Consider the following 18,852-nt stretch of genomic DNA (forward strand, 5'->3'; position numbering starts at 1 on the left):
ACGTGTCCGTTCACGATTCCGCGGCCTGTCCGCCCGGGTCCGGGGGATGCCTGGTCATGGCCCGGAATTCGTTCTCCAATCCGTCCCGAAGTTTCCCCAGATCGGGGCAGGTGTCCGGGTCTGCGATGAGGGAAACCACCAAGGTGCCCGCATAGGAAAGCACGGCGAAGGCAACGGTTACGTTTCCGGTGACTGCGCCCAGCGGAATCATCCCGGTGACCGGCCAGCCGCAGAGTGTCAGTGGATGTTCGGGGCCGCGGACGTTCGTGACGAATGTGTGAACCATCCGTTGGTGGTCGATGAACGTCCGGTACACCCCGACGCGTGCGAGCAGGCGGAATAGGGGTCCAAGGAGTGCAGTCGAGGCACCGGGTGGGTTTTTCTTAGCCGCGGTGGTTATCGCGGCCACCGCCGCCAGGCGCCTGACGCGGTCACCAACCGCAGGAACCGTCACCGGGATCACTCCGCTCCGGTTTCCCAGCTCGCCGGCGTCCGCGTGCCGCCGGGAGGAAAAGGGTACGGAGATCACAAACTGTTCAACAGATTCGCCGCGTTCTTGCAGCAACCGGTGCAGGGACGCGGCGGCTGCGGTGAGGACGGCATCGTTGACCGTCGCCCCCTGCACGCGGGCGGCGGCCCTGATGCCTTCGAGATCGGCCCGTACCACGGCAACCTGTCGTCGTGGTCCCGTCGGGCGGTTAAGCGAGGACGGGGCCGGCCGGACCCCGCCGGAGGGCCGCAGTTCCGTACGGGCCGCTGCGAGCCGGCGCACCGCTGTCGGCAAACGTTTCAGACCCCTGATGCGCTCCCCCGCCGCATCGAGGGCCAGCGGCAATCGGGATGGCAGAGGGTGGGTCTCTCCCCTCCCGTCCTGCGTAGAGGCTTTTGCGGCCGCCAAGGCGGCAAGGATCGCCAGGCCGCCGATCCCGTCGGTCAGGACATGATGAAAAACGAACACGAGCGCTACCTGGTTCGGGGCTGTGTCCGTGACCAGTTTGGCCGTCCAGAGAGGCCGGTCATGGGGAAGGGGCGTGGTGAGCATCTCAGCCGCTATCTGCAGCACTGCTTCCTGGCCGCCGGGGGGCCGGCAAAGTGCGACGGACAGATGGCGGGCCGGATCGAAACCGGAATCATTGACCCAGACGGGCCGGCCGCAACCGAGTGGAACCTTCAGGAGCCGCTGGCGAAGCCGGGGGACGGCGTGCAGCCGGTGCGCGAGGGTATCGAACAGCGCGTGCGCATCAGGATCAGGCCCGGTTCGGAGCGTCAGGACGGCTCCGACCTGCATAGGTGCCGAACCGGTATCCCCGACCAGTGACATCAGGTCTTCACTACTGATCCGGTCAAACGGTGCCCTTCGCGTCATCTCAAGGCGCCTTCCAATAGTTCCCCGACAGGACAGCGGTGGAACCGGCCCGTCCCCTGGCTTTAAAGGTAGGCCGCAGAGCCCCGCCCACCGGGCCTCCTACAGGCTTCATCGAAGGACGATCATAATGGTGACCGTGCCGACCAGGCCTACACAGGTCTCGAAGGGTACGGCCAGGACTAACGTGGTTCCGGTTATTCGTGGCGAGGTCACAGCACAGCCAAAATGCGTTACCCGCTGTTCTCCTCGTGCCGATGCTCGTCCAGGTGCGTGACGAGGACGGAACAGTGTGCGTGTGCGGCGACGGCGGAGCTGACTGAGCCAAGGAGCAGTCCGGAGAACCCTCCTTTGCCGCGGCAGCCAACTACCAGCAGCTCGGCTCCGCGGCTGGCTTCCAGCAGGGCATGGGCTGGCTGGCCCTGGGCCACGGTTTTCCCGATGTCGGCGGGGCCGTCCTGCCCGAACGCCGTGGCCAGGGCATTGTCGAGAATTTCGGCGGCGTCCTGGCCGGGGTTCCATTCCATCACGGGATAGGCGCTGAGCATCAACGGATAGCCAGGCCGTGACGGCGTGCATCCGGGCGCCGACAGCTCCGCGTAGCGCCGTGCTTCCTTTAAGCCGTGGATGGAATGCTCGGATCCATCCACGGGCACCACAATCCGGCCGTTCTGGTCCGTGTGGTTCATGATGTTCCCTTCCGTTGTTCTGCCGCTGCGATGACGGGGATGGTTTTCAGGACGGTGTCGGGGTTCAGCGAGAGGGAGTCGATCCCTTGGCCGACCAGGAAGGCGGCGAAATCCGGGTGGTTGCTGGGGCCCTGGCCGCAGATGCCGATCTTGATGCCGCCGGCGTGGGCTTTGGTGATGACGTCGCTGATCATCCGTGTCACGGCTGCGTCGCGTTCGTCGAACAGGGATGCCAGCAGGGCGGAGTCCCGGTCGACGCCGAGCACCAGCTGGGTCAGGTCGTTGGAACCGATGGAGAACCCGTCGAAGCGGGCAGCGAATTCTTCTGCGAGGACAACGTTGGAGGGGATCTCGCACATCATGTAGACCTGCAGTCCGTTCTCCCCCCGCACCAGGCCGTTCCCGGCCATGGCTTCGAGCACCCGGTCAGCCTCGACAGGTGTGCGGCAGAAAGGAACCATGATGATGACGTTGGTGAAGCCGATGTGCTCACGCACCCGTTTGAGCGCGCGACATTCGAGTGCGAAGCCTTCACGGTAGCGGTCGCTGTAGTACCGGGAAGCTCCCCGGAACCCGAGCATGGGATTCTCTTCCGGTTCTTCGAAAGCCTCACCGCCGATCAGGTGGGCGTATTCGTTAGTTTTGAAGTCACTGAGCCGGACGATCACCGGGTGCGGATAGTAGGGGGCACTAAGTTTGGCCAGCCCCGCCGCGAGCGTGCGGACGAAGTACTCGCCCGGGTCTCGGAAACCCTGGGTTAGTTCGCGGATCTGTTGGGCTTGCTTCCGGTCGGTGACCCGTTCGGGATGGACGAGGGCCATGGGGTGGACACGGATCAGGTCGTTGATGATGAACTCCATACGGGCCAGGCCCACGCCGCTAACTGGCAGCCGCCACCACTTGAACGCGGCGGCAGGGCTGGCCACGTTGACCAGGATGCTCGTCCCGGTCGGGGGCAGGGCCTGAAGGTCGATGTCCTCGGTCTCGTATTCCAACGTCCCGTCGTAGACATGGCCTTCATCGCCTTCGGCGCAGGAGAGCGTCAGCATTTGTCCGTCGGTAATGGATTCCATGGCGTTGCCCGTGCCGACGATGGCCGGGACGCCCAGTTCACGGCTGACGATGGCTGCATGGCTGGTTGTGCCGCCGTGTTCGGTGATGATCCCGGCGGCCCGTTGCATCACCGGAACCCAGTCCGGGTCAGTCATCTCGGTCACCAGGATGGACCCGTCCCGGAACCGGTCGATGTCCGAGACATGGCGGATGACGCAGGCGGGGCCGATAGCAATCGAATCCCCTATCGCGGCCCCCGTGGCCAAGACGGGTCCCGTCCGCAGGAGGCGTTGGGTGGTGAACCGGGTTGCGCTCCTGCCGGCCTGGACGGTTTCGGGGCGGGCCTGGACGATGAACAGTTCGCTGCTGTGCCCGTCTTTGGCCCATTCCATATCCATCGGGCAGCCATAATGCTGCTCGATGGCCGCGGCCCACCGTCCCAACTGCAAGATTTCGCCCTCGTTCAGTACCAGCGCGCGCCGTTCGCGCCTGGTGGTGTCGACCAGTCTGGTACGTGCTGTGCCGCCTTGCCCGTAGATCAGTTTCCGTTCCTTGGCACCCCTTGTGGTTTCAATGACCGGGAAGCATCCCGGGATTTGCAGGAGCGGTTTGAAAACTAGGTACTTATCCGGATTCACGCTGCCCTGGACGACGGTTTCCCCCAAGCCCCATGCCGCGCTGATGACGACCGCGTCCGGGAACCCTGTCTCCGTTTCGAGCGAAAACATCACTCCGGAGGCTCCGAGGTCTGACCTGACCATCCGCTGCACACCGATGGACAGCGCAACGTCGAGGTCATCGAATCCCTTCATGGCACGGTAACTGATGGCCCTGTCCGTGAACAGCGACGCGAAGCAGCGCCGGCAGGCGTCCAGCAATGCCTGGTCGCCGGCAACGTTGAGAAAGGTTTCCTGCTGGCCGGCGAAACTTGCATCCGGAAGGTCCTCCGCCGTCGCGCTGCTGCGCACGGCAACCGGAAGGTCCCGTACTGCCGTCCGGGTGCAGAGAGAATGGTAGAACCGGACAATGGTTGCGGCCACTTCTTCGGGGAATTCTCCGGCCAGAAACGATTCCCGGACTGCATGTCCGGCCTCACTCAGCGGCATCCCGCCGGCCCGGTAGCTGCCGATCCGGTCACGGATCGTGTCGGTGATGGCGTTCGCTTCCACATAGTCACGGTAGGCCCGGGCGGTGGTGGCGAATCCCTCCGGAACCCGTATGCCTTCACCTGCCAGATTGCGGACCATTTCTCCGAGGGAGGCGTTCTTGCCGCCCACGAGCGGAACGTCCCCGAGCCCGGTTTCTTCGAACCACGCTGCATACTGTTCCATACTGCCTCCCGCTTCGTCCGGTGGCCTGTGATGCTACGTGCCCCTGCCGGTCCCGGCCATGGCCGAATGTTCGGTGAGGGATGGCCCGGTCAGGGCCGCGTGAGTTCCATCGTTGCCAGCAGGGCGGTGCAGGTCTGCCCGCACCGGGCGCAGGCTTCGTGGCTCAGACGGCTGTGGGGGTATGAGAGGTGGGGCTTGGACTGTTCCAAGCAGGCCGTGCAGGCTGACCGGCAGGCCTGGAGCAAAGTCTCAAGGAAGGCCTTGCCGCTGTCTGTGCCCGGTGAGCCCAGGCGTGGCAGGATCGAGGCGGTGGCAACGCAGATGGCCGCGCAGTTCTGCTGGGCGCGTTGGAGCGCGCGCATATCTGTCTCTCCCGGTTCATCCAGCCAGGCGTCCGCGCCGGACGTGCAGGCCTGCGCGCAGTCAAGACAGGCATCAATGCACTCGGCCCGGGCGACACGGTGGTCGGGAGCTGTCTCGGGGGCCGCCGGATGCACGGCAAGCACATGGTGAGTGGTGCTCATTGCGTTCTCCCACTGATAGTCGGATTCAGCGCGACCCGGGCGCCCAGCCACCCGTGTCAGGGCTGACCCTGTCAGGTTACGCCCGATCCGATCGTCCTGCACCTGCCCGGCCGGCTTCAACGCCGCTAGACTGGAGGGGGTTGAAGCCGGCGGTGCCGCCGACCCAGGGGGCAGCGGGCTGGCATCCGTCCGTCATCGGGATAGGGGTGGAGATGCGCGCCTGGTGGATTGATCATCCAGCCCCGCTGACCGGCCCGCAGAGCGGTCGACCCCTGGTTTATGGCACGCGCGCCGACCCCCTCCCAGGCGGAGGTGAGCTGCTGGTCAAAGTCCATGTCTGCGGTGTCTGTCGCACGGACTTGCATCTGTGCGAAGGCGACCTGCAGGCGAAGAGGCCGCGTGTCGTGCCCGGGCATGAAGTCGTGGGCGAAGTCATCGGCCGGGGACCGGGCTGCCGCGATTTCGCTCCCGGTGACAGGGTGGGCATCGCCTGGCTGCGCGGAACCTGTGGAGAGTGCCGTTTCTGCCGGAGGGGCGACGAAAACCTCTGCCTTTATCCGCGCTTCACCGGCTGGGACGACGATGGCGGCTACGCCGAACTGGCGACCGTGCCCGAAGCGTTCGCCTATGCCGTTCCGGAAGTATTCGCTGATGACGAGGCGGCTCCGCTGCTCTGCGCAGGCATCATCGGCTACCGGGCCCTGCGCCGGTCCCGGTTCAAGCGCGGGGGCAGGCTGGGCATCTATGGTTTCGGAGCCTCGGCCCACCTGGCGGCCCAGGTCGCGATGTACGAGGGTGGTGAAGTGTACGTCATGACCCGCTCGGAGGAGGCCCGGCGGCTGGCGTCGGACCTGGGGGCCGCGTTCGTCGGGGATGCCGCGGCAGAGCCCCCGGAACCGCTGGACTCGGCCATCCTTTTTGCCCCGGCGGGGACGCTGGTTCCGGCCGCGCTGCGGGCCTTGGACCGCGGCGGCACCCTGGCCATCGCCGGAATCCATCTCAGCGACATTCCGACGCTGCATTACGCCGCAGAACTGTTCCAGGAACGCCAGGTGCTCAGCGTGACCGCGAACACACGGCAGGACGGCCGGGAGCTCCTGGCCCTGGCGGCGCAAATCCCCATCCGCCCGACAACCACGGCGTACCCGTTCATGGAGGCCGACCGGGCGCTGGCGGATCTCGCAACGGACCGTGTCACAGGTGCTGCCGTTCTGCATGTCGCCGGCCCTGATGCCAACGCCTCCTGACCACCCCGGCGGCAGCCCGGGCCAAAGGCAGGACGCACGGTTGCCGGCGTCCGTCCCGCGGCAGTGGACCGGCTCCCCGACCGTTGCGGGCACCCTCTCGCCCTTCGACGCGGTGATCTTCGACCTCGACGGTGTCGTCACGGACACCGCTTCTGTTCACCGCACCGCATGGAAGAAACTGTTCGACACCGTTCTCGCCGATGCCCGGATACTGGAAACTTCCGCAGCTGATCCTTTCCAGGACAGCGACTACTTCACTTTCATCGAGTGGCATGTCGCCACCCCGCACATAAGCATCCTCCGATACCAATCGATTTAATCGGCCACCGCCTCCGGTGCCCTCTCGACCTACATACACCCATGGGTATTTTGCATTAGCCGGAGGATGTACTTGTCCTATACCCCCCGTGGTATTATTGTTGTATTCACGATACCCCCCGGGGTACATAAAAAGCGCGATGACAAGGAGACGACATGCTGCTCGAGCGAATTTATGACGAGGATCTGGCCCAGGCCGGCTATTTCATCGGCTGCCAGCGCAAGGGCGAGGCCGTGGTGGTCGACGCCCGCCGTGACACCGACGTGTATCTCGACCTGGCCAAGGCCAACGGGATGAAGATCGTCGCGGTGGCGGAGACGCACATCCACGCCGACTACCTCTCGGGCACCCGCGAACTGGCCGCGGCCACCGGCGCGGACATCTATGTTTCCGGTGAAGGCGGCACGGACTGGCAGTATGGCTTCGACGGCATGCGGCTCAGCGACGGCGATGGGATTTCGGTCGGAAACATTACCGTCCAGGCCCTGCACACCCCCGGGCACACCCCGGAGCACCTCTCCTTCCTGGTCACCGACGGCGCCTTCAGCGACCAGCCAGGCTACCTGCTCTCCGGCGATTTCGTGTTCGCCGGCGACCTGGGCCGTCCGGACCTGCTCGACGAGGCGGCCGGCGGCGTCGACACCCGCTTCGAAGGCGCGAAGCAGCTCTTCGTCAGCCTGCGCAACAAGTTCCTGGCGTTGCCGGACCACGTCCAGGTGTACCCGGGCCACGGATCAGGAAGCGCCTGCGGCAAGGCTTTGGGCGCGATCCCGTCGACCACGGTCGGCTACGAGCGCCTCTACTCCTGGTGGGGCAAGTACCTGGAGGCCAACGACGAACAGGGCTTCATCGACGAACTGCTCGACGGCCAACCCGACGCGCACGCGTACTTCGGGCGGATGAAGCGCCAGAACCGCCTCGGCCCCGAGATCATGGGCGAACGCGCACCTCTGCCCGAACTGGACAACCAAGCGATCGCCGCGGACCTGGCCGCGGACAAGGTGACCTTCGTCGATACCCGTCCCAACGGGCAGGTCCATGAAGGGACCGTGGCCGGCGCGCTGAACATCCCGGCCGGCAACAAAGCCGCCAGTTTCGGCGCCTGGGCCTATGACCCGGAGACGGACAACCGCCCGCTGGTCCTGCTCGCGCCGGACCAGAACGCCGCACAAAAGATGTGGGACCACCTTGTGCGCGTCGGCATCGACAATGTGACCGGATACACCACGGGCCTGGACGGGCTGCCGATCACGGTTCCGGCACTGCTTCGTCCCGAGGACCTCGAAAGCTTCGATGCCGCCCTGGTGCTGGACGTGCGGAACAAAACCGAACACACTGCCGGGCACATCCCCGGCTCCGAACAGCTCAGCGCCGGCCGGGTGCTCTGGCACCGGGACAAGCTTCCGGCCGAGGGAACCATCGTGACGTACTGCCAGAGCGGGGTGCGTAACTCTGTGGCCGCCACCGCCCTGCGCCGTGCAGGGTACGACGTTGTCGAGCTCGACGGCAGCTACGCCGGGTGGGAAGCCTGGAAGAACGCCGGAGCGGACACCCCGGTCCGCTAGCCACTACCCACACAATTCGTGATGGGTCCGCACGAACGTGCGGGCCCAATCAGGACCTGACCGACCGGCAAATCCTGCTGCAGACCAGCCTGCGGGAACCGGCCCTGTCATCTGCCAGCCTGGCCGGCCTGGTCAACAACCTCAACTTCGGCCTCTCCTGGGGCCTGTTCCCGCTCCTCTTCGCCACCGCCGGCCTGCCGGCGGCACAGATCGGACTGCTGTTCGCGCTCTACCCCGGCGTCTGGGGAGCGGGCCAACTGGTCACCGGAGCCTTGTCAGACAGGATCGGCAGGAAACACCTGATCACGGCGGGCATGGCACTGCAGGCCGCAGCCCTGGCGGTCATCGCGGCCTCCGATGCGTTCACCGGCTGGGCCGCAGGAACGGGGCTGCTGGGAGCCGGCACGGCGATGGTTTACCCGACGCTGCTGGCCGTGGTCGGAGACGTCGCCCACCCGGCGTGGCGCGGCCGGGCGGTCGGGATCTACCGGGTCTGGCGCGACCTCGGCTACGCCGTCGGCGCCGTCCTGGGCGGAATCATCGCGGACCTCATGGGCCTGCACGCCGCCGTCTGGGCAGCGGCGGCCCTCAGCGCAGGCACCGCGGCCGTCGTGGCCGCCAGGATGTACGAAACGCTCCCGCCCCGGACCCGGTAGGCCCGTCACACCAACACCACGGACCCCCACCCCGCGCAAAGGCGACCCCGCGCAATACACCGCGCGGGGTCGCCTTGTCCGGTCCTGCCGATGTATCCGCTCAGGCCAGAGAGAGGAACAGCTTTTCCAGCTCCTTCTTGTCGAGGGAGTTGTCCTGCTTGGCCAGGCACTGCTCGAGACCGGTGGAGATGATGGCGAAGCCCGCCCGGTCCAGCGCTTTGGATACGGCGGCGAGCTGGGTGACGACGTCCTTGCAGTCGCGGCCCTCCTCCAGCATGCGCGTTACGGCGGCAAGCTGGCCCTGCGCGCGCTTGAGCCGGTTGATGACCGGGGTGAGTTCGGTGGTGTCGAGCTGCATGGTGTTCTCCTCGGATTGAAAGCCTTCCGCCATTGTATACCCCCTAGGGTGTCTTGCATACCCCATGGGGTATGTGCCAGACTGTTTGCGGAACACCTACACCTTTGGAAAGGACACTCCCCCTTTGGCTTCCAAAACTTCCACCGTGACCGCCCTCGACGCGCAGACCCTGCGTGAGTGGCTGGATCAGCACGAGGACCTGATCGTGATCGATGTGCGCTCCGCCGCCGAGTTCGAAACCATGCACATCCGCGGTTCCTACAACGTGCCGCTGCCGCTGCTCTCCGAGCACACGGACGAGCTCGCCGAACGACTCGGCGCCCGGGTGGTTCTGGTCTGCCAGTCCGGCGTCCGCGCCGAGCAGGCCCGCCAGCGCCTGGGCACCGTAGGGATCGGCTCGGCCCGTGTGCTCACCGGCGGCGTCCCCGGTTTCGCTGCCGCCGGCGGCGACGTTGTCCGCAGCGCCCAGCACTGGGACCTCGAACGCCAGGTCCGCATGGCGGCCGGCACCCTCGTGGTCGGCGGACTGCTCGCGGGCAAGTTCGTTTCCCCCAAGCTGCGCCTCCTCGCCGGCGCCATCGGCACCGGCCTGACCTTCTCCGCGGCCACCAACACCTGCGCCATGGGCAAAGCCCTGTCCAAGATGCCGTGGAACAAGACTGCAGCCGAGCCCACCGCCAAGAGTGCCATCGGCCAACTACCCGCCGCTTCCGCCTGACCCCCCTACCCCCTAAGCCGGTTCCCGCCCGGGCCCCACACCGGGCGGGAACCACCTTTTCCGATGCATCAGAAGGAGCCGTCATGGCCGAAACCACCGTCCAGGACACCAATGACCGCCGCACCCGCGACCAAATCATCGATGTCCGCGAAGATTTCGAAACCGCCGAGGGCATGATCCCCGAAGCCCTGCACATCCCCATGGGTGACCTCAACGCCCGCATCACGGAGCTCGACCGCACCCGCCCCGTTATCGCGGTCTGCCGCAGCGGAAACCGCAGCGCCCGGGTCGCGGACGCGCTCAACGCCGCCGGCTACACCGCCGACACCATGACCGGGGGCATGACGGACTGGCAGGCCGCCGGCCTGCCGGTCCGCTAACCAGCCCGCCGACAGGCAAAAGACAAGGACAGATCACATGAGCCTCGCCCTTGCGGCCACCCTGCTCCTCTCCGTCGTCATCGGGCTCTCCCTCGGCCTGCTCGGCGGCGGGGGTTCCATCCTCACCGTCCCCATCCTGACGTATGTGGCCGGCCTTGACCCTAAGGAAGCCATCGCGGCTTCCCTGTTCGTGGTCGGCGCGACGTCGGCCGCCAGCTCCATCGCCCACGCCAGGAAAGGCCGTGTGAAGTGGCGCACCGGTCTGGTCTTCGGCGCCGCCGGCATGGGCGGAGCCTTCGCCGGCGGCCTGCTCGGCGGTCACATCCCCGGCACAATCCTGATGATCGCCTTCGCCCTGATGATGGTCGCCACCTCTCTGGCCATGATCCGCGGCCGCAAAAACAAGACCGCAGCCACCCACAACAGCGAGTTGCCCGTCTTCAAGGTGATTATCGAAGGCCTCATCGTGGGGCTCGTCACCGGGCTCGTCGGCGCCGGCGGCGGGTTCCTGGTCGTCCCGGCACTGGCCCTCCTCGGCGGCCTTTCCATGCCCGTCGCCGTCGGTACCTCCCTGGTCGTCATCGCGATGAAATCCTTCGCCGGACTCGGCGGCTACCTCACCATCGTCAGCCTCGACTGGGGCCTCGTCGCCGGGGTTACCGCGACCGCCATCGTCGGATCGGTCATCGGTTCCCGCCTCGCCGGCCACATCCCCGAAGCGGCCCTGCGCAAAGCCTTCGGCATCTTCGTCCTGGCCATGGGTGTCTTCGTCCTCGTCCAGGAACTCCCCGCACCCGCGAACACCATCGTCGTCATCACCGCCGCGGTGCTGGCCGCCGCTGCCATCACCTGCCGCTACGCGGTTCCGGCCTGCCCCCTCCGCAGAGTCCCGGCAACGGCCCTGTAGGAGCGGGCGAACACCCGACACCGCAAGGACAAACCGGTCTCGATCCTGGGGTCATGAAGTCGTTTACTACGGCGTTCATCGCCCTGCAGGTGGCGCTTCGCGTCACCGCAGCCACCGTCCTGATCCTGCGGCCAACCGCCCGGGCACAGCTGAGCCCGGCACCGCCGTCAACACCCCTACGGGTACCGCAAGGGAGGCCCGAGCGGTAACGTGGCGATCAGATGACCGCCGTCAAGGATGAATCCGGCATGGAGGTAATCACGATCGAAACGCCCCAGCTGGGCGACCGCACTTATCTGGTCCACGACGGCGAAGTAGGCCTGGTCATTGACCCCCAGCGGGACACCGACCGGATAGACAAGGCCGTCTCCGATGCGGGTGTGCGGATCACGCATGTCGCCGAGACCCACATCCATAACGACTACGTCACCGGCGGACTGCAGCTTGCCAAAGACCATGGCGCGGCGTACCTGGTCAACGCAGCAGATGACGTCCCGTACAGCCGGCAGCCGATCTCAGACGGCGAAACGGTGCACGCCGGGAAACTGACCCTCAAAGCCGTCGCCACTCCCGGTCATACCCACCACCACCTGTCCTACATCGTCACGGACGGCGACCAGCAGGCGGTCTTCTCCGGCGGCAGCCTGCTCTACGGCTCGGTGGGCCGCACCGACCTGGTCAGCGAGGAAGACACCGTCCCGCTCACCCACCCCCAGTACGCCTCCGTGCGGCGGCTCGCGCAGGAGGCGGACAAGGACGCGGGACTCTATCCGACACACGGCTTCGGCTCCTTCTGCTCCTCAGGTCCTGCCAGCGGAGCCGAATCCTCCACCATCGGCGAGCAGCTGCGGGACAACCACGCCCTGACCGATCCCGACGAGGACCACTTCGTCCGCGAACTCATCCACAATCTCACGGCCTACCCCTCCTACTACGCGCACATGGCGCCCATCAACATGGCCGGCCCCACACCACCAAACCTGGAGGTGCCAGGTTCCTTGGCAGCGGACGAGCTGCAGTCGCGACTGGAGCAGGGAGAGTGGGTCGTGGACCTGCGGAACCGGGTCGCCTTTGCCAACACCCACCTCAGCGGCAGCGTCAGCTTCGAGTACGGCGACGGCACCAAATTCACCGCCTTCCTCGGCTGGGGCCTGCCCTGGAACGAACAGCTGACGCTCGTGGGTGAACGCCGGGACGTCGAAAACGCCATCCGGGACCTCTCCCGCATCGGTATCGACAACCCGGACGCGGCCATCGGCGCCGCACCGGAAGAACTCGCACCCGAGGCACCCGTCTCGTCCTATGACAGCGTCAGTTGGAAGGAAGTACAAGGAAAACCGGAGAGCGACACCATCCTGGACGTCAGGCGCAGCGACGAATTCGAACAATCCCACATCGAAGGGGCGGTCAACGTCCCGCTGCACGATCTACTCCGGCGCATGGATGAAGTGCCCGCCGGACGGCTGTGGGTGCACTGCGGCTCGGGCTACCGCGCCTCTGTCGCGGCAAGTCTCCTGCAGCGCGACGGCTGCAACGTCGTCCACATCGACGCCAAGTTCAACGACGCGGAAAAATCCGGACTCAAACTCGCAGAAAACCAGCACTGACCCTCAACCGCAGACAAGGAAAACCATCGCCTACACGCACTCCATCACGGTCCCGCTCGCCTGGGACGACGCCGTCCCACGCACCTGCGAAGCCCTCGACTCCCCCAATGCGGCATTTCCGCCGAGCCACAGCTCGGCGCCCTTCTGCCGTGCAACGTCGTCGTCCGCGGCGCTCCCAAAGCCTCGGAGACCACGGTGGAATCCATCGATCCCCCAGACCATGGTCCAGCTAGCCGGCACCGCGGCCATCCGCGAGGTGGCCGACGACGCCGACAATCGGCTAAAAGCCGCCCTGGTGACGCTCTCCCGGTAGACCGTCACCAGTCCCCGGCTTCGACGGACGGCAAAACCTCAAGCTCCCCGGATAAGCATTGAGGATCTGGCGTTCGCCTAGCCGTGAGATCGTGCGGCTGCCGCTTCACCGTCTGCTGTGGTCCACCCAACGGCTAGGGCTTCGCCGATTTCCTGCACGATCATATGCCCCGTGGCTGCGGCCCCCAGAGCGAGTAGTGCCAGCGCGGCATAGCCGAACCTGAAAGCTGTTTTCCCCATGTTGTTCATTGTGCCGCCGTTCCATTCCTCCAGCCTGCAACGATGCAGCGCGTCGGACCGGTTTCTTCAGAACAGCAGATCTTGGACAGGAACTCAACGGCGGACGGATCCTGTTCCAGTGGGGCCTCTCAGAACGAGCCATGATAGGACGGGAGCACCACCAATACGGTGCGTACGTTAGCGTGGGTCCGCACGTTTTTGCCGTCTCTCCGGCTCAGGCACATGGGGATCCTCCGGGTTTGGATCCGTGACCGTTCCTGATGTCTTGGCTGATTCTTCGCCTGCGGATGGATGCTGGCGCCCTGGACTTTTTCGGTTCGGTGGTGCGGCCTTACACTTACAGGGCTTCGAAGCAGCCCGGCTCCCCCAACAGCCCTGGACACCGGGCAACAGCCCGCATATGCAGGTTATGGCGTCCCTTGACCGGGAATAGCCGGGCGGTGCTGTACGTTGTACGGCGTTCATCCAACTTTGAAAGAAAAGAGAACAAACCAAGTGGCAACCGATTACGACGAGGTTCGTGCCGACGTCAAGGAGTCCCAGGAAAAGTCCTTGGAGGCACTGCAGTCCGCAAATGCACCGAGCGCCCGCAGTGTCACCCTGGAACTGGATGAGGCAGACGGCCTGGACGGGGCCGGCGTTCCCGGCGGCGAATTCATCGCCGAGGAGCTCAACGTCCAGGTCATCCCGCAGGCCGACGACGAATTCACCTGCTACTCCTGCTTCCTCGTCAGGCACCGCTCCCAGATCGCCCGGCAGCAGGGCACCCATGCTTACTGCAAAGACTGCGAAGCCTAAGCCCTCAAGCTGTGCTCAGGCGTGGGGCAGCGCGGTTCCGGCACCGAAGCCTGACCGGAGGTATTCGAGTGCCGGGGCCGGCAGGCCTCCCCAAAGTCCTGCCGTGCCCCGCACCCGATGAGCCGAGACGAGCCGGCCGCTGACAGTCCTTGCACTCCCCAGTAGCACGGGCTCCAGCTTCAACTCTCGCCATCTGCTGATCCAAGACTGACCGAACCAGCTCAAGTGGTCTAGGGATATGAACGTCTCCTCTCTCGGTGGGGAGGAACCATCCTAGACCCGCATGGGCAAGGTGTGGCCCGGGCCTTCCCACACCCAGCCGCCCCTCCACAGGGTGTCCACACCGACTGCCGCGTATAGAGGCACGGGCCCCCGACTGTGGACGACCCCTCCACAGAAAGCGCCCGGCGATTCCTGTCTTCCGGGAGAGTCGTTCTGAGAACCTCCAGGGATCAAGCAGCCTACTAGGTAACGGGGGGCACGAGGTGGAATGGGCAGCACAGTATGCTCGCCATGTGAAAAGCGTGAAGACATTGAAGGACGTGCTGCGCGGCGAAGGTGCGTGCCATTGAGCATCCGAATCGGCACCTCCGGTTGGAGCTATGCCCACTGGGACCACGTCCTGTACCCGGGCGGCACCTTATCCCGGGACCGCCTGGGCCATTACGTGCGCCGGTTCGACACCGTTGAGCTGAACGCCAGCTTCTACCGTTGGCCGCGCGATGGCACGTTCGCCGGTTGGCGGCGCCGGCTCCCCAACGGATTCGCCCTTTCGGTCAAAGCACCCCGTGGGCTCACCCACGCCAAGAAGCTCTACGCGCCGGAGCTTTGGATCCAGCGGATCAAGTCCTCCTGGCACGAGCTGGCCGACAAGCGCGCCGTCCTGCTGGTGCAGCTGCCGCCGGGCATGGAACGAGACGATGCCCGTCTCGGCTACTTCCTGGACCGGCTACCGGGATGGATCCGGGTCACTGTCGAGTTCCGGCACGCCAGCTGGCACCACCCGGACATATACGCGCTGCTGGCACACCACGGCGCCGCTTACTGCATCATGAGTGGTGCCAACCTACCGTGCGTCCTGGAAGCCACGGCGCCTTTCGTCTACGTGCGCTTACACGGCCCCGACCACAACCATCTCTATGCCGGGTCCTACTCCGATCAGGACCTAGGCTGGTGGGCGGGGAGGATCCGCGAATGGGACGCCGGCGGGAAAGACATCTTCGTGTATTTCAACAACGACGGCCATGGGCACGCCGTCCACAACGCAGCCACGCTGCGCCACTTCCTCGGCCAAGACTGAGACGACGCGGGCAATCCCTGCGAATCCTTCATGACACGAAGCCCTTCGCCAGGCCCATTGCGGCGCAGAAACGGGAACGTCCCGCGGCCGGAACCTGATCCGGCTCGGTGCGTTCCCGCCTCGAAAAATCCTGCAGCTACAACTCCCCTGGGGGTTCAGCTCTTGTCTGGCAGACGCTCGTCAGCCGCCATCGGCATGGTGTCCGGAATGTCCCCGCCCCAACGCGTGGAACCGAGCCGTCGAATCACTGCCGCCAGCCGGTCGCGCAGTTCCTCTACTCCGACTTCCCCGCCGGGAGTCAGGTTCCGTTCAAGCTCCCGAGCCTGTTGAAGCGCCGTCTGGCCCAATTCGGAAACAGCTACCTGCTGCGACCGCCTGTCAGCTTGGTTGCGAACGCGCGTAATGTGCCCATGCGCCTCCAGCCTGGACAGGGTCTTCCCCATTGTCTGCGCCTGCACACGTACTTTGGCAGCGAGTTGGGCCTGCGCCAGAGGCCCTTCACCGTCGAGGACTTCCAGCGCGATGACGCCCGCATGGGTCAGCCCCAGGGAGGCGAGCTTTTCATTCCAAGCATGCTCGACCAATCGCGCGGCAGTTGACAGCAACCGTGGCGTCGGCCAGTTGTTTAAATCCGGCATTATCCGATTATAGCCAGCATGCTTCTCTCATGAGGGCCGATGTGCACAATTGGCTAAGCTAGGTGCGACGTACCAACCTACAAAGGAGCTGCCGGAATGGCCGAACGATTGACTTCAGGCGACGACGCCCCCGCTTTTACACTGCAGGATTCCACCGGGAACAATGTCTCCCTGACTGATTTCCGCGGCCGCAACGTCGTCGTCTATTTCTACCCTGCGGCATCCACGCCAGGCTGCACCAAGGAAGCCTGCGATTTCCGCGACAACATCGCTTCGCTGCAGGGAGCCGGTTACGACGTGGTCGGGATCTCGCCCGATCCGCTTCCGAAACTCGTAAAGTTCACAGAAAAGGAAGAACTGAACTTCCCGCTACTCTCCGACGAGGACCACTCGGTTGCCGAGTCTTACGGCGCCTGGGGTGAGAAGAAGAACTACGGGAAGACCTACGAGGGGCTGATCCGCTCCACTATCGTCGTGGGCCCTGAGGGCAAGATCTCGTTGGCACAGTACAACGTTCGGGCTACGGGACACGTAGCGAAACTGCGCCGGGACCTTGGGCTCGACTAACCCTGTTTGTATCACCCAGGCTTCCGGCCTTAACAGTCTGGGACCAGACTGCACCAGCCGGAGGCCGGGAGCAGGTACAATTGATGCTGGCTTGCGGCTACGCCGTAGAGCACTGCGCGAGTGGCGAAATTGGCAGACGCGCTGGATTTAGGTTCCAGTGTCTTCGGACGTGCGGGTTCAAGTCCCGCCTTGCGCACCATGTAAAGAAAACGGTTCCCGTTCTCACGGGAACCGTTTCGTCGTTAAGCGGCGTCCCGGCGTCGTCGTTCGCCACGCCTGCGCCCGGCTCAACGTCGGCACACCATCCGGGCCGCGTGACCAAATTGTGATGGTATTTGCACCGAACCAAGTGTGAAAGCGATGCTTTCCTTTGAACTTGTGACTAGGCTCTCAACAAGCAGACCCGTGTACAACACGGGAGGCCCGGGCGCGCAGACCTCCGCGCTGTCCAGACATCACTCGTTGGCGAGGAGAAATTCATGTCGTTCAGGGGCACAACACCGGGCAGATGGCGACGCGCACGCCGGCGTACGGCCGCGATAACAGCAGGGCTTGCCGCCGGCGCCCTCATACTGACCGGCTGCGCCGAAAGCGAGCGCGGCGCTACAGGAGGGAACGGAGAGGACACGGGCGTCAACTCCACCTTCATCTTTGCTGCCTCCTCCGACCCGAAGTCCCTCGACCCGGCCTTCGCCAGTGACGGTGAGTCATTCCGTGTCAGCCGCCAAATCTTCGAAGGGCTCGTGGGAGTGGAACCGGGCACCGCTGATCCGGCTCCCTTGCTGGCCGAATCGTGGGAAAATTCCGATGACGGCCTGTCCTACACTTTCCAGCTGAAGGAAGGCGTTAAGTTCCACGACGACACCGCCTTCAACGCCGAAGCAGTCTGTTTCAACTTTGACCGTTGGTACAACTTCGAGGGGCTGCAGCAGTCCGAATCGGTGAGCTACTACTACAACTCGCTGTTCCGGGGGTTTTCGGACAGCCCGGACACTGCCGTTTATGATTCCTGCGAAGCAGTGAGCGAGACGGAAGTGACCGTCAATCTGGCACAGCCATTCGCCGGGTTCATCGCAGCCCTGTCCCTCCCGGCCTTCGCGATGCAGAGTCCGACGGCCCTCAAGGAATTCAACGCCGATGACATCGGCGGGTCAGCCGAAGCCCCGGTCCTGAGCGAGTATGCCAAGGCCCACCCCGTGGGCACAGGGCCGTTCAAGTTCGACAGCTGGGATGTAGGCCAGCAGGTCGAGGTCTCCGCGTTCGACGGCTACTGGGGAGAACAGGGCCAGGTCCAGAAGGTCATCTTCCGGGTCCTGGACGATCCGCAGGCCCGCCGCCAGTCCCTCGAAGCCGGGACCATTGACGGCTATGACCTCGTGGCTCCTGCCGACACTAAAGCGCTGGCAGATGCCGGTTTCAAGATCATCAACCGCGACCCCTTCACAATTCTCTACCTTGGCATCAACCAGGAAGTCGAGGCGCTGGCAGATCCTTTGGTCCGCCAGGCACTGTCGCACGCCATCGACAAGGAAGCCCTGGTGCGGCAGACCCTGCCCGAAGGGACGCAGGTTGCCAGCCAGTTCATCCCGCCGATCGTCAACGGTTACAACGAAGACGTGCCCACGTACGAATACGACCCGGAACGGGCCAAGGAGCTTTTGGCAGAAGCAGGTTATGGCGACGGCTTGACCCTGGAGTTCAACTACCCCACGGGCGTCTCCCGGCCGTACATGCCGACTCCGGAACAGGTCTTCACCAACCTGAGCGCCCAGCTTGAAGAAGTGGGAATCACCATCGAAGCGGCGCCGGACAAGTGGTCTCCCGATTATCTCGACCGGGTCCAGGGCAGCTCTGACCATGGCATCCATCTGCTGGGCTGGACCGGGGACTACAACGACACAGACAATTTTGTCGGTGTCTTCTTCGGCCGGGAGAAGCCAGAGTTCGGTTTCAACAATCCTGACCTATTCAAGGCCTTGGACGAAGCGCGTCAGGTCAGCAAACTGGAAGAGCAGACTCCGCTGTACGAAGAGATCAATGCGGACATCGCGGAGTACATTCCGGCGATCCCGCTGGCACACCCTGCCCCGTCCCTGGGCTTCGCTCCGCGCGTAGAGTCCTACCCGGCCAGCCCGGTCAACGACGAGGTCTTCAACATGATCAAGCTCAGCGAATAGCGCCGGCGCAACCAGCTAGAAGCGTGCTGCTCCGTAGTCGTCCGGTCCGGGCCTTATTGCGCCCGGGCCGGACGAGCGGGCCTATTTAGAGTCCACACCGTAG

General features: G+C 64.8%; 20 protein-coding genes and 1 tRNA gene. 14 read left to right on the plus strand and 7 right to left on the minus strand.

Annotated features, from left to right (window positions below):
* Window positions 1–10: 10 nt before the first annotated feature.
* From J5251_RS16770 to J5251_RS16785, 4 genes are all read right to left on the minus strand, one after another.
* Window positions 11–1,366, minus strand: coding sequence for a wax ester/triacylglycerol synthase domain-containing protein (locus J5251_RS16770; protein WP_208574653.1), 1,356 nt, complete (start codon window positions 1,364–1,366; stop codon window positions 11–13).
* 230 nt (window positions 1,367–1,596) lie between these two features.
* The gene (locus J5251_RS16775) at window positions 1,597–2,052 is read right to left on the minus strand and encodes a universal stress protein (protein ID WP_208574654.1); all 456 of its coding nucleotides are present in this window, start codon (window positions 2,050–2,052) and stop codon (window positions 1,597–1,599) included.
* The gene (gene ppsA, locus J5251_RS16780) at window positions 2,049–4,436 is read right to left on the minus strand and encodes a phosphoenolpyruvate synthase (protein ID WP_208574655.1); all 2,388 of its coding nucleotides are present in this window, start codon (window positions 4,434–4,436) and stop codon (window positions 2,049–2,051) included. Before ppsA ends, J5251_RS16775 begins: the two co-directional genes overlap by 4 nt.
* A gap of 89 nt (window positions 4,437–4,525) precedes the next feature.
* Complete coding sequence (locus J5251_RS16785) at window positions 4,526–4,960, minus strand: four-helix bundle copper-binding protein (RefSeq protein ID WP_139007367.1); 435 nt, start codon at window positions 4,958–4,960, stop codon at window positions 4,526–4,528.
* 152 nt (window positions 4,961–5,112) lie between these two features.
* On the opposite strand from J5251_RS16785, the gene J5251_RS16790 reads away from it, so the two are divergent.
* The 4 genes from J5251_RS16790 to J5251_RS16805 all read left to right on the plus strand — a co-directional run bounded on the left by J5251_RS16790 (window position 5,113) and on the right by J5251_RS16805 (window position 8,747).
* Window positions 5,113–6,207: a zinc-dependent alcohol dehydrogenase family protein gene (locus J5251_RS16790; protein ID WP_348272937.1), complete on the plus strand. Its 1,095-nt coding sequence runs from the start codon at window positions 5,113–5,115 to the stop codon at window positions 6,205–6,207.
* Window positions 6,191–6,526: an HAD family hydrolase gene (locus J5251_RS16795; protein WP_139007368.1), complete on the plus strand. Its 336-nt coding sequence runs from the start codon at window positions 6,191–6,193 to the stop codon at window positions 6,524–6,526. Before J5251_RS16790 ends, J5251_RS16795 begins: the two co-directional genes overlap by 17 nt.
* Before the next feature lie 155 nt (window positions 6,527–6,681).
* Window positions 6,682–8,091 (plus strand): MBL fold metallo-hydrolase, encoded by a 1,410-nt coding sequence (locus tag J5251_RS16800; protein WP_139007369.1) that lies wholly within the window; start codon window positions 6,682–6,684, stop codon window positions 8,089–8,091.
* Window positions 8,046–8,747: an MFS transporter gene (locus tag J5251_RS16805; protein ID WP_431188610.1), complete on the plus strand. Its 702-nt coding sequence runs from the start codon at window positions 8,046–8,048 to the stop codon at window positions 8,745–8,747. Before J5251_RS16800 ends, J5251_RS16805 begins: the two co-directional genes overlap by 46 nt.
* Before the next feature lie 100 nt (window positions 8,748–8,847).
* Here the strand turns inward: J5251_RS16805 and J5251_RS16810 are convergent, their stop codons facing one another.
* A complete protein-coding gene (locus tag J5251_RS16810; protein ID WP_139007370.1) occupies window positions 8,848–9,105 on the minus strand; it encodes a metal-sensitive transcriptional regulator in 258 nt (85 codons plus the stop codon).
* Window positions 9,106–9,229: 124 nt separating this feature from the next.
* Here J5251_RS16810 and J5251_RS16815 point away from each other — a divergent pair, with 124 nt between their 5' ends.
* From J5251_RS16815 to J5251_RS16835, 5 genes are all read left to right on the plus strand, one after another.
* A complete protein-coding gene (locus tag J5251_RS16815; RefSeq protein ID WP_240793287.1) occupies window positions 9,230–9,823 on the plus strand; it encodes a rhodanese-like domain-containing protein in 594 nt (197 codons plus the stop codon).
* An 83-nt stretch (window positions 9,824–9,906) separates the two neighbouring features.
* Window positions 9,907–10,203 (plus strand): rhodanese-like domain-containing protein, encoded by a 297-nt coding sequence (locus tag J5251_RS16820; protein ID WP_139007372.1) that lies wholly within the window; start codon window positions 9,907–9,909, stop codon window positions 10,201–10,203.
* A 37-nt stretch (window positions 10,204–10,240) separates the two neighbouring features.
* On the plus strand, window positions 10,241–11,110 hold the full coding sequence (locus J5251_RS16825; protein ID WP_208574656.1) for a sulfite exporter TauE/SafE family protein: 870 nt from the start codon (window positions 10,241–10,243) through the stop codon (window positions 11,108–11,110).
* 53 nt (window positions 11,111–11,163) lie between these two features.
* On the plus strand, window positions 11,164–11,319 hold the full coding sequence (locus J5251_RS16830; protein ID WP_171059520.1) for a hypothetical protein: 156 nt from the start codon (window positions 11,164–11,166) through the stop codon (window positions 11,317–11,319).
* Window positions 11,320–11,358: 39 nt separating this feature from the next.
* Window positions 11,359–12,717: an MBL fold metallo-hydrolase gene (locus J5251_RS16835; protein ID WP_208576210.1), complete on the plus strand. Its 1,359-nt coding sequence runs from the start codon at window positions 11,359–11,361 to the stop codon at window positions 12,715–12,717.
* 390 nt (window positions 12,718–13,107) lie between these two features.
* Here J5251_RS16835 and J5251_RS16845 read toward each other — a convergent pair whose 3' ends face one another.
* Window positions 13,108–13,269, minus strand: coding sequence for a hypothetical protein (locus J5251_RS16845; protein ID WP_171059521.1), 162 nt, complete (start codon window positions 13,267–13,269; stop codon window positions 13,108–13,110).
* A 495-nt stretch (window positions 13,270–13,764) separates the two neighbouring features.
* Here J5251_RS16845 and J5251_RS16850 point away from each other — a divergent pair, with 495 nt between their 5' ends.
* Window positions 13,765–14,067 carry a DUF4193 domain-containing protein gene (locus tag J5251_RS16850; protein ID WP_139007144.1) on the plus strand — a complete coding sequence of 101 codons (303 nt, stop codon included), beginning with the start codon at window positions 13,765–13,767 and terminating at the stop codon, window positions 14,065–14,067.
* 568 nt (window positions 14,068–14,635) lie between these two features.
* Window positions 14,636–15,367: a DUF72 domain-containing protein gene (locus J5251_RS16855; protein WP_208574657.1), complete on the plus strand. Its 732-nt coding sequence runs from the start codon at window positions 14,636–14,638 to the stop codon at window positions 15,365–15,367.
* Between the two features lie 155 nt (window positions 15,368–15,522).
* Here the strand turns inward: J5251_RS16855 and J5251_RS16860 are convergent, their stop codons facing one another.
* Window positions 15,523–16,005 (minus strand): MarR family winged helix-turn-helix transcriptional regulator, encoded by a 483-nt coding sequence (locus J5251_RS16860; RefSeq protein ID WP_171059499.1) that lies wholly within the window; start codon window positions 16,003–16,005, stop codon window positions 15,523–15,525.
* Window positions 16,006–16,101: 96 nt separating this feature from the next.
* Between J5251_RS16860 and bcp the strand changes: the two genes are divergently transcribed.
* From bcp to J5251_RS16875, 3 genes are all read left to right on the plus strand, one after another.
* Window positions 16,102–16,572: a thioredoxin-dependent thiol peroxidase gene (bcp, locus tag J5251_RS16865; protein WP_139007146.1), complete on the plus strand. Its 471-nt coding sequence runs from the start codon at window positions 16,102–16,104 to the stop codon at window positions 16,570–16,572.
* A 114-nt stretch (window positions 16,573–16,686) separates the two neighbouring features.
* A tRNA-Leu gene (locus J5251_RS16870) sits at window positions 16,687–16,771 on the plus strand.
* A 280-nt stretch (window positions 16,772–17,051) separates the two neighbouring features.
* The gene (locus J5251_RS16875) at window positions 17,052–18,749 is read left to right on the plus strand and encodes an ABC transporter substrate-binding protein (protein ID WP_208574658.1); all 1,698 of its coding nucleotides are present in this window, start codon (window positions 17,052–17,054) and stop codon (window positions 18,747–18,749) included.
* The last annotated feature ends 103 nt before the right edge of the window (window positions 18,750–18,852 follow it).

Source organism: Arthrobacter crystallopoietes (assembly GCF_017603825.1).
GTDB classification, from domain to species: Bacteria; Actinomycetota; Actinomycetes; order Actinomycetales; family Micrococcaceae; genus Crystallibacter; species Crystallibacter crystallopoietes_B.

What these genes read in the sequence shown, in the direction of transcription:
- J5251_RS16830 (WP_171059520.1), top strand. Translation starts at nt 11,164, where the DNA reads ATGAAGTCGTTTACTACGGCGTTCATCGCCCTGCAGGTGGCGCTTCGC.
- J5251_RS16810 (WP_139007370.1), bottom strand. Translation starts at nt 9,105, where the DNA reads ATGCAGCTCGACACCACCGAACTCACCCCGGTCATCAACCGGCTCAAG.
- bcp (WP_139007146.1), top strand. Translation starts at nt 16,102, where the DNA reads ATGGCCGAACGATTGACTTCAGGCGACGACGCCCCCGCTTTTACACTG.
- ppsA (WP_208574655.1), bottom strand. Translation starts at nt 4,436, where the DNA reads ATGGAACAGTATGCAGCGTGGTTCGAAGAAACCGGGCTCGGGGACGTT.
- J5251_RS16875 (WP_208574658.1), top strand. Translation starts at nt 17,052, where the DNA reads ATGTCGTTCAGGGGCACAACACCGGGCAGATGGCGACGCGCACGCCGG.
- J5251_RS16825 (WP_208574656.1), top strand. Translation starts at nt 10,241, where the DNA reads ATGAGCCTCGCCCTTGCGGCCACCCTGCTCCTCTCCGTCGTCATCGGG.
- J5251_RS16820 (WP_139007372.1), top strand. Translation starts at nt 9,907, where the DNA reads ATGGCCGAAACCACCGTCCAGGACACCAATGACCGCCGCACCCGCGAC.
- J5251_RS16835 (WP_208576210.1), top strand. Translation starts at nt 11,359, where the DNA reads ATGGAGGTAATCACGATCGAAACGCCCCAGCTGGGCGACCGCACTTAT.
- J5251_RS16775 (WP_208574654.1), bottom strand. Translation starts at nt 2,052, where the DNA reads ATGAACCACACGGACCAGAACGGCCGGATTGTGGTGCCCGTGGATGGA.
- J5251_RS16845 (WP_171059521.1), bottom strand. Translation starts at nt 13,269, where the DNA reads ATGGGGAAAACAGCTTTCAGGTTCGGCTATGCCGCGCTGGCACTACTC.
- J5251_RS16785 (WP_139007367.1), bottom strand. Translation starts at nt 4,960, where the DNA reads ATGAGCACCACTCACCATGTGCTTGCCGTGCATCCGGCGGCCCCCGAG.
- J5251_RS16860 (WP_171059499.1), bottom strand. Translation starts at nt 16,005, where the DNA reads ATGCCGGATTTAAACAACTGGCCGACGCCACGGTTGCTGTCAACTGCC.
- J5251_RS16795 (WP_139007368.1), top strand. Translation starts at nt 6,191, where the DNA reads ATGCCAACGCCTCCTGACCACCCCGGCGGCAGCCCGGGCCAAAGGCAG.
- J5251_RS16800 (WP_139007369.1), top strand. Translation starts at nt 6,682, where the DNA reads ATGCTGCTCGAGCGAATTTATGACGAGGATCTGGCCCAGGCCGGCTAT.
- J5251_RS16770 (WP_208574653.1), bottom strand. Translation starts at nt 1,366, where the DNA reads ATGACGCGAAGGGCACCGTTTGACCGGATCAGTAGTGAAGACCTGATG.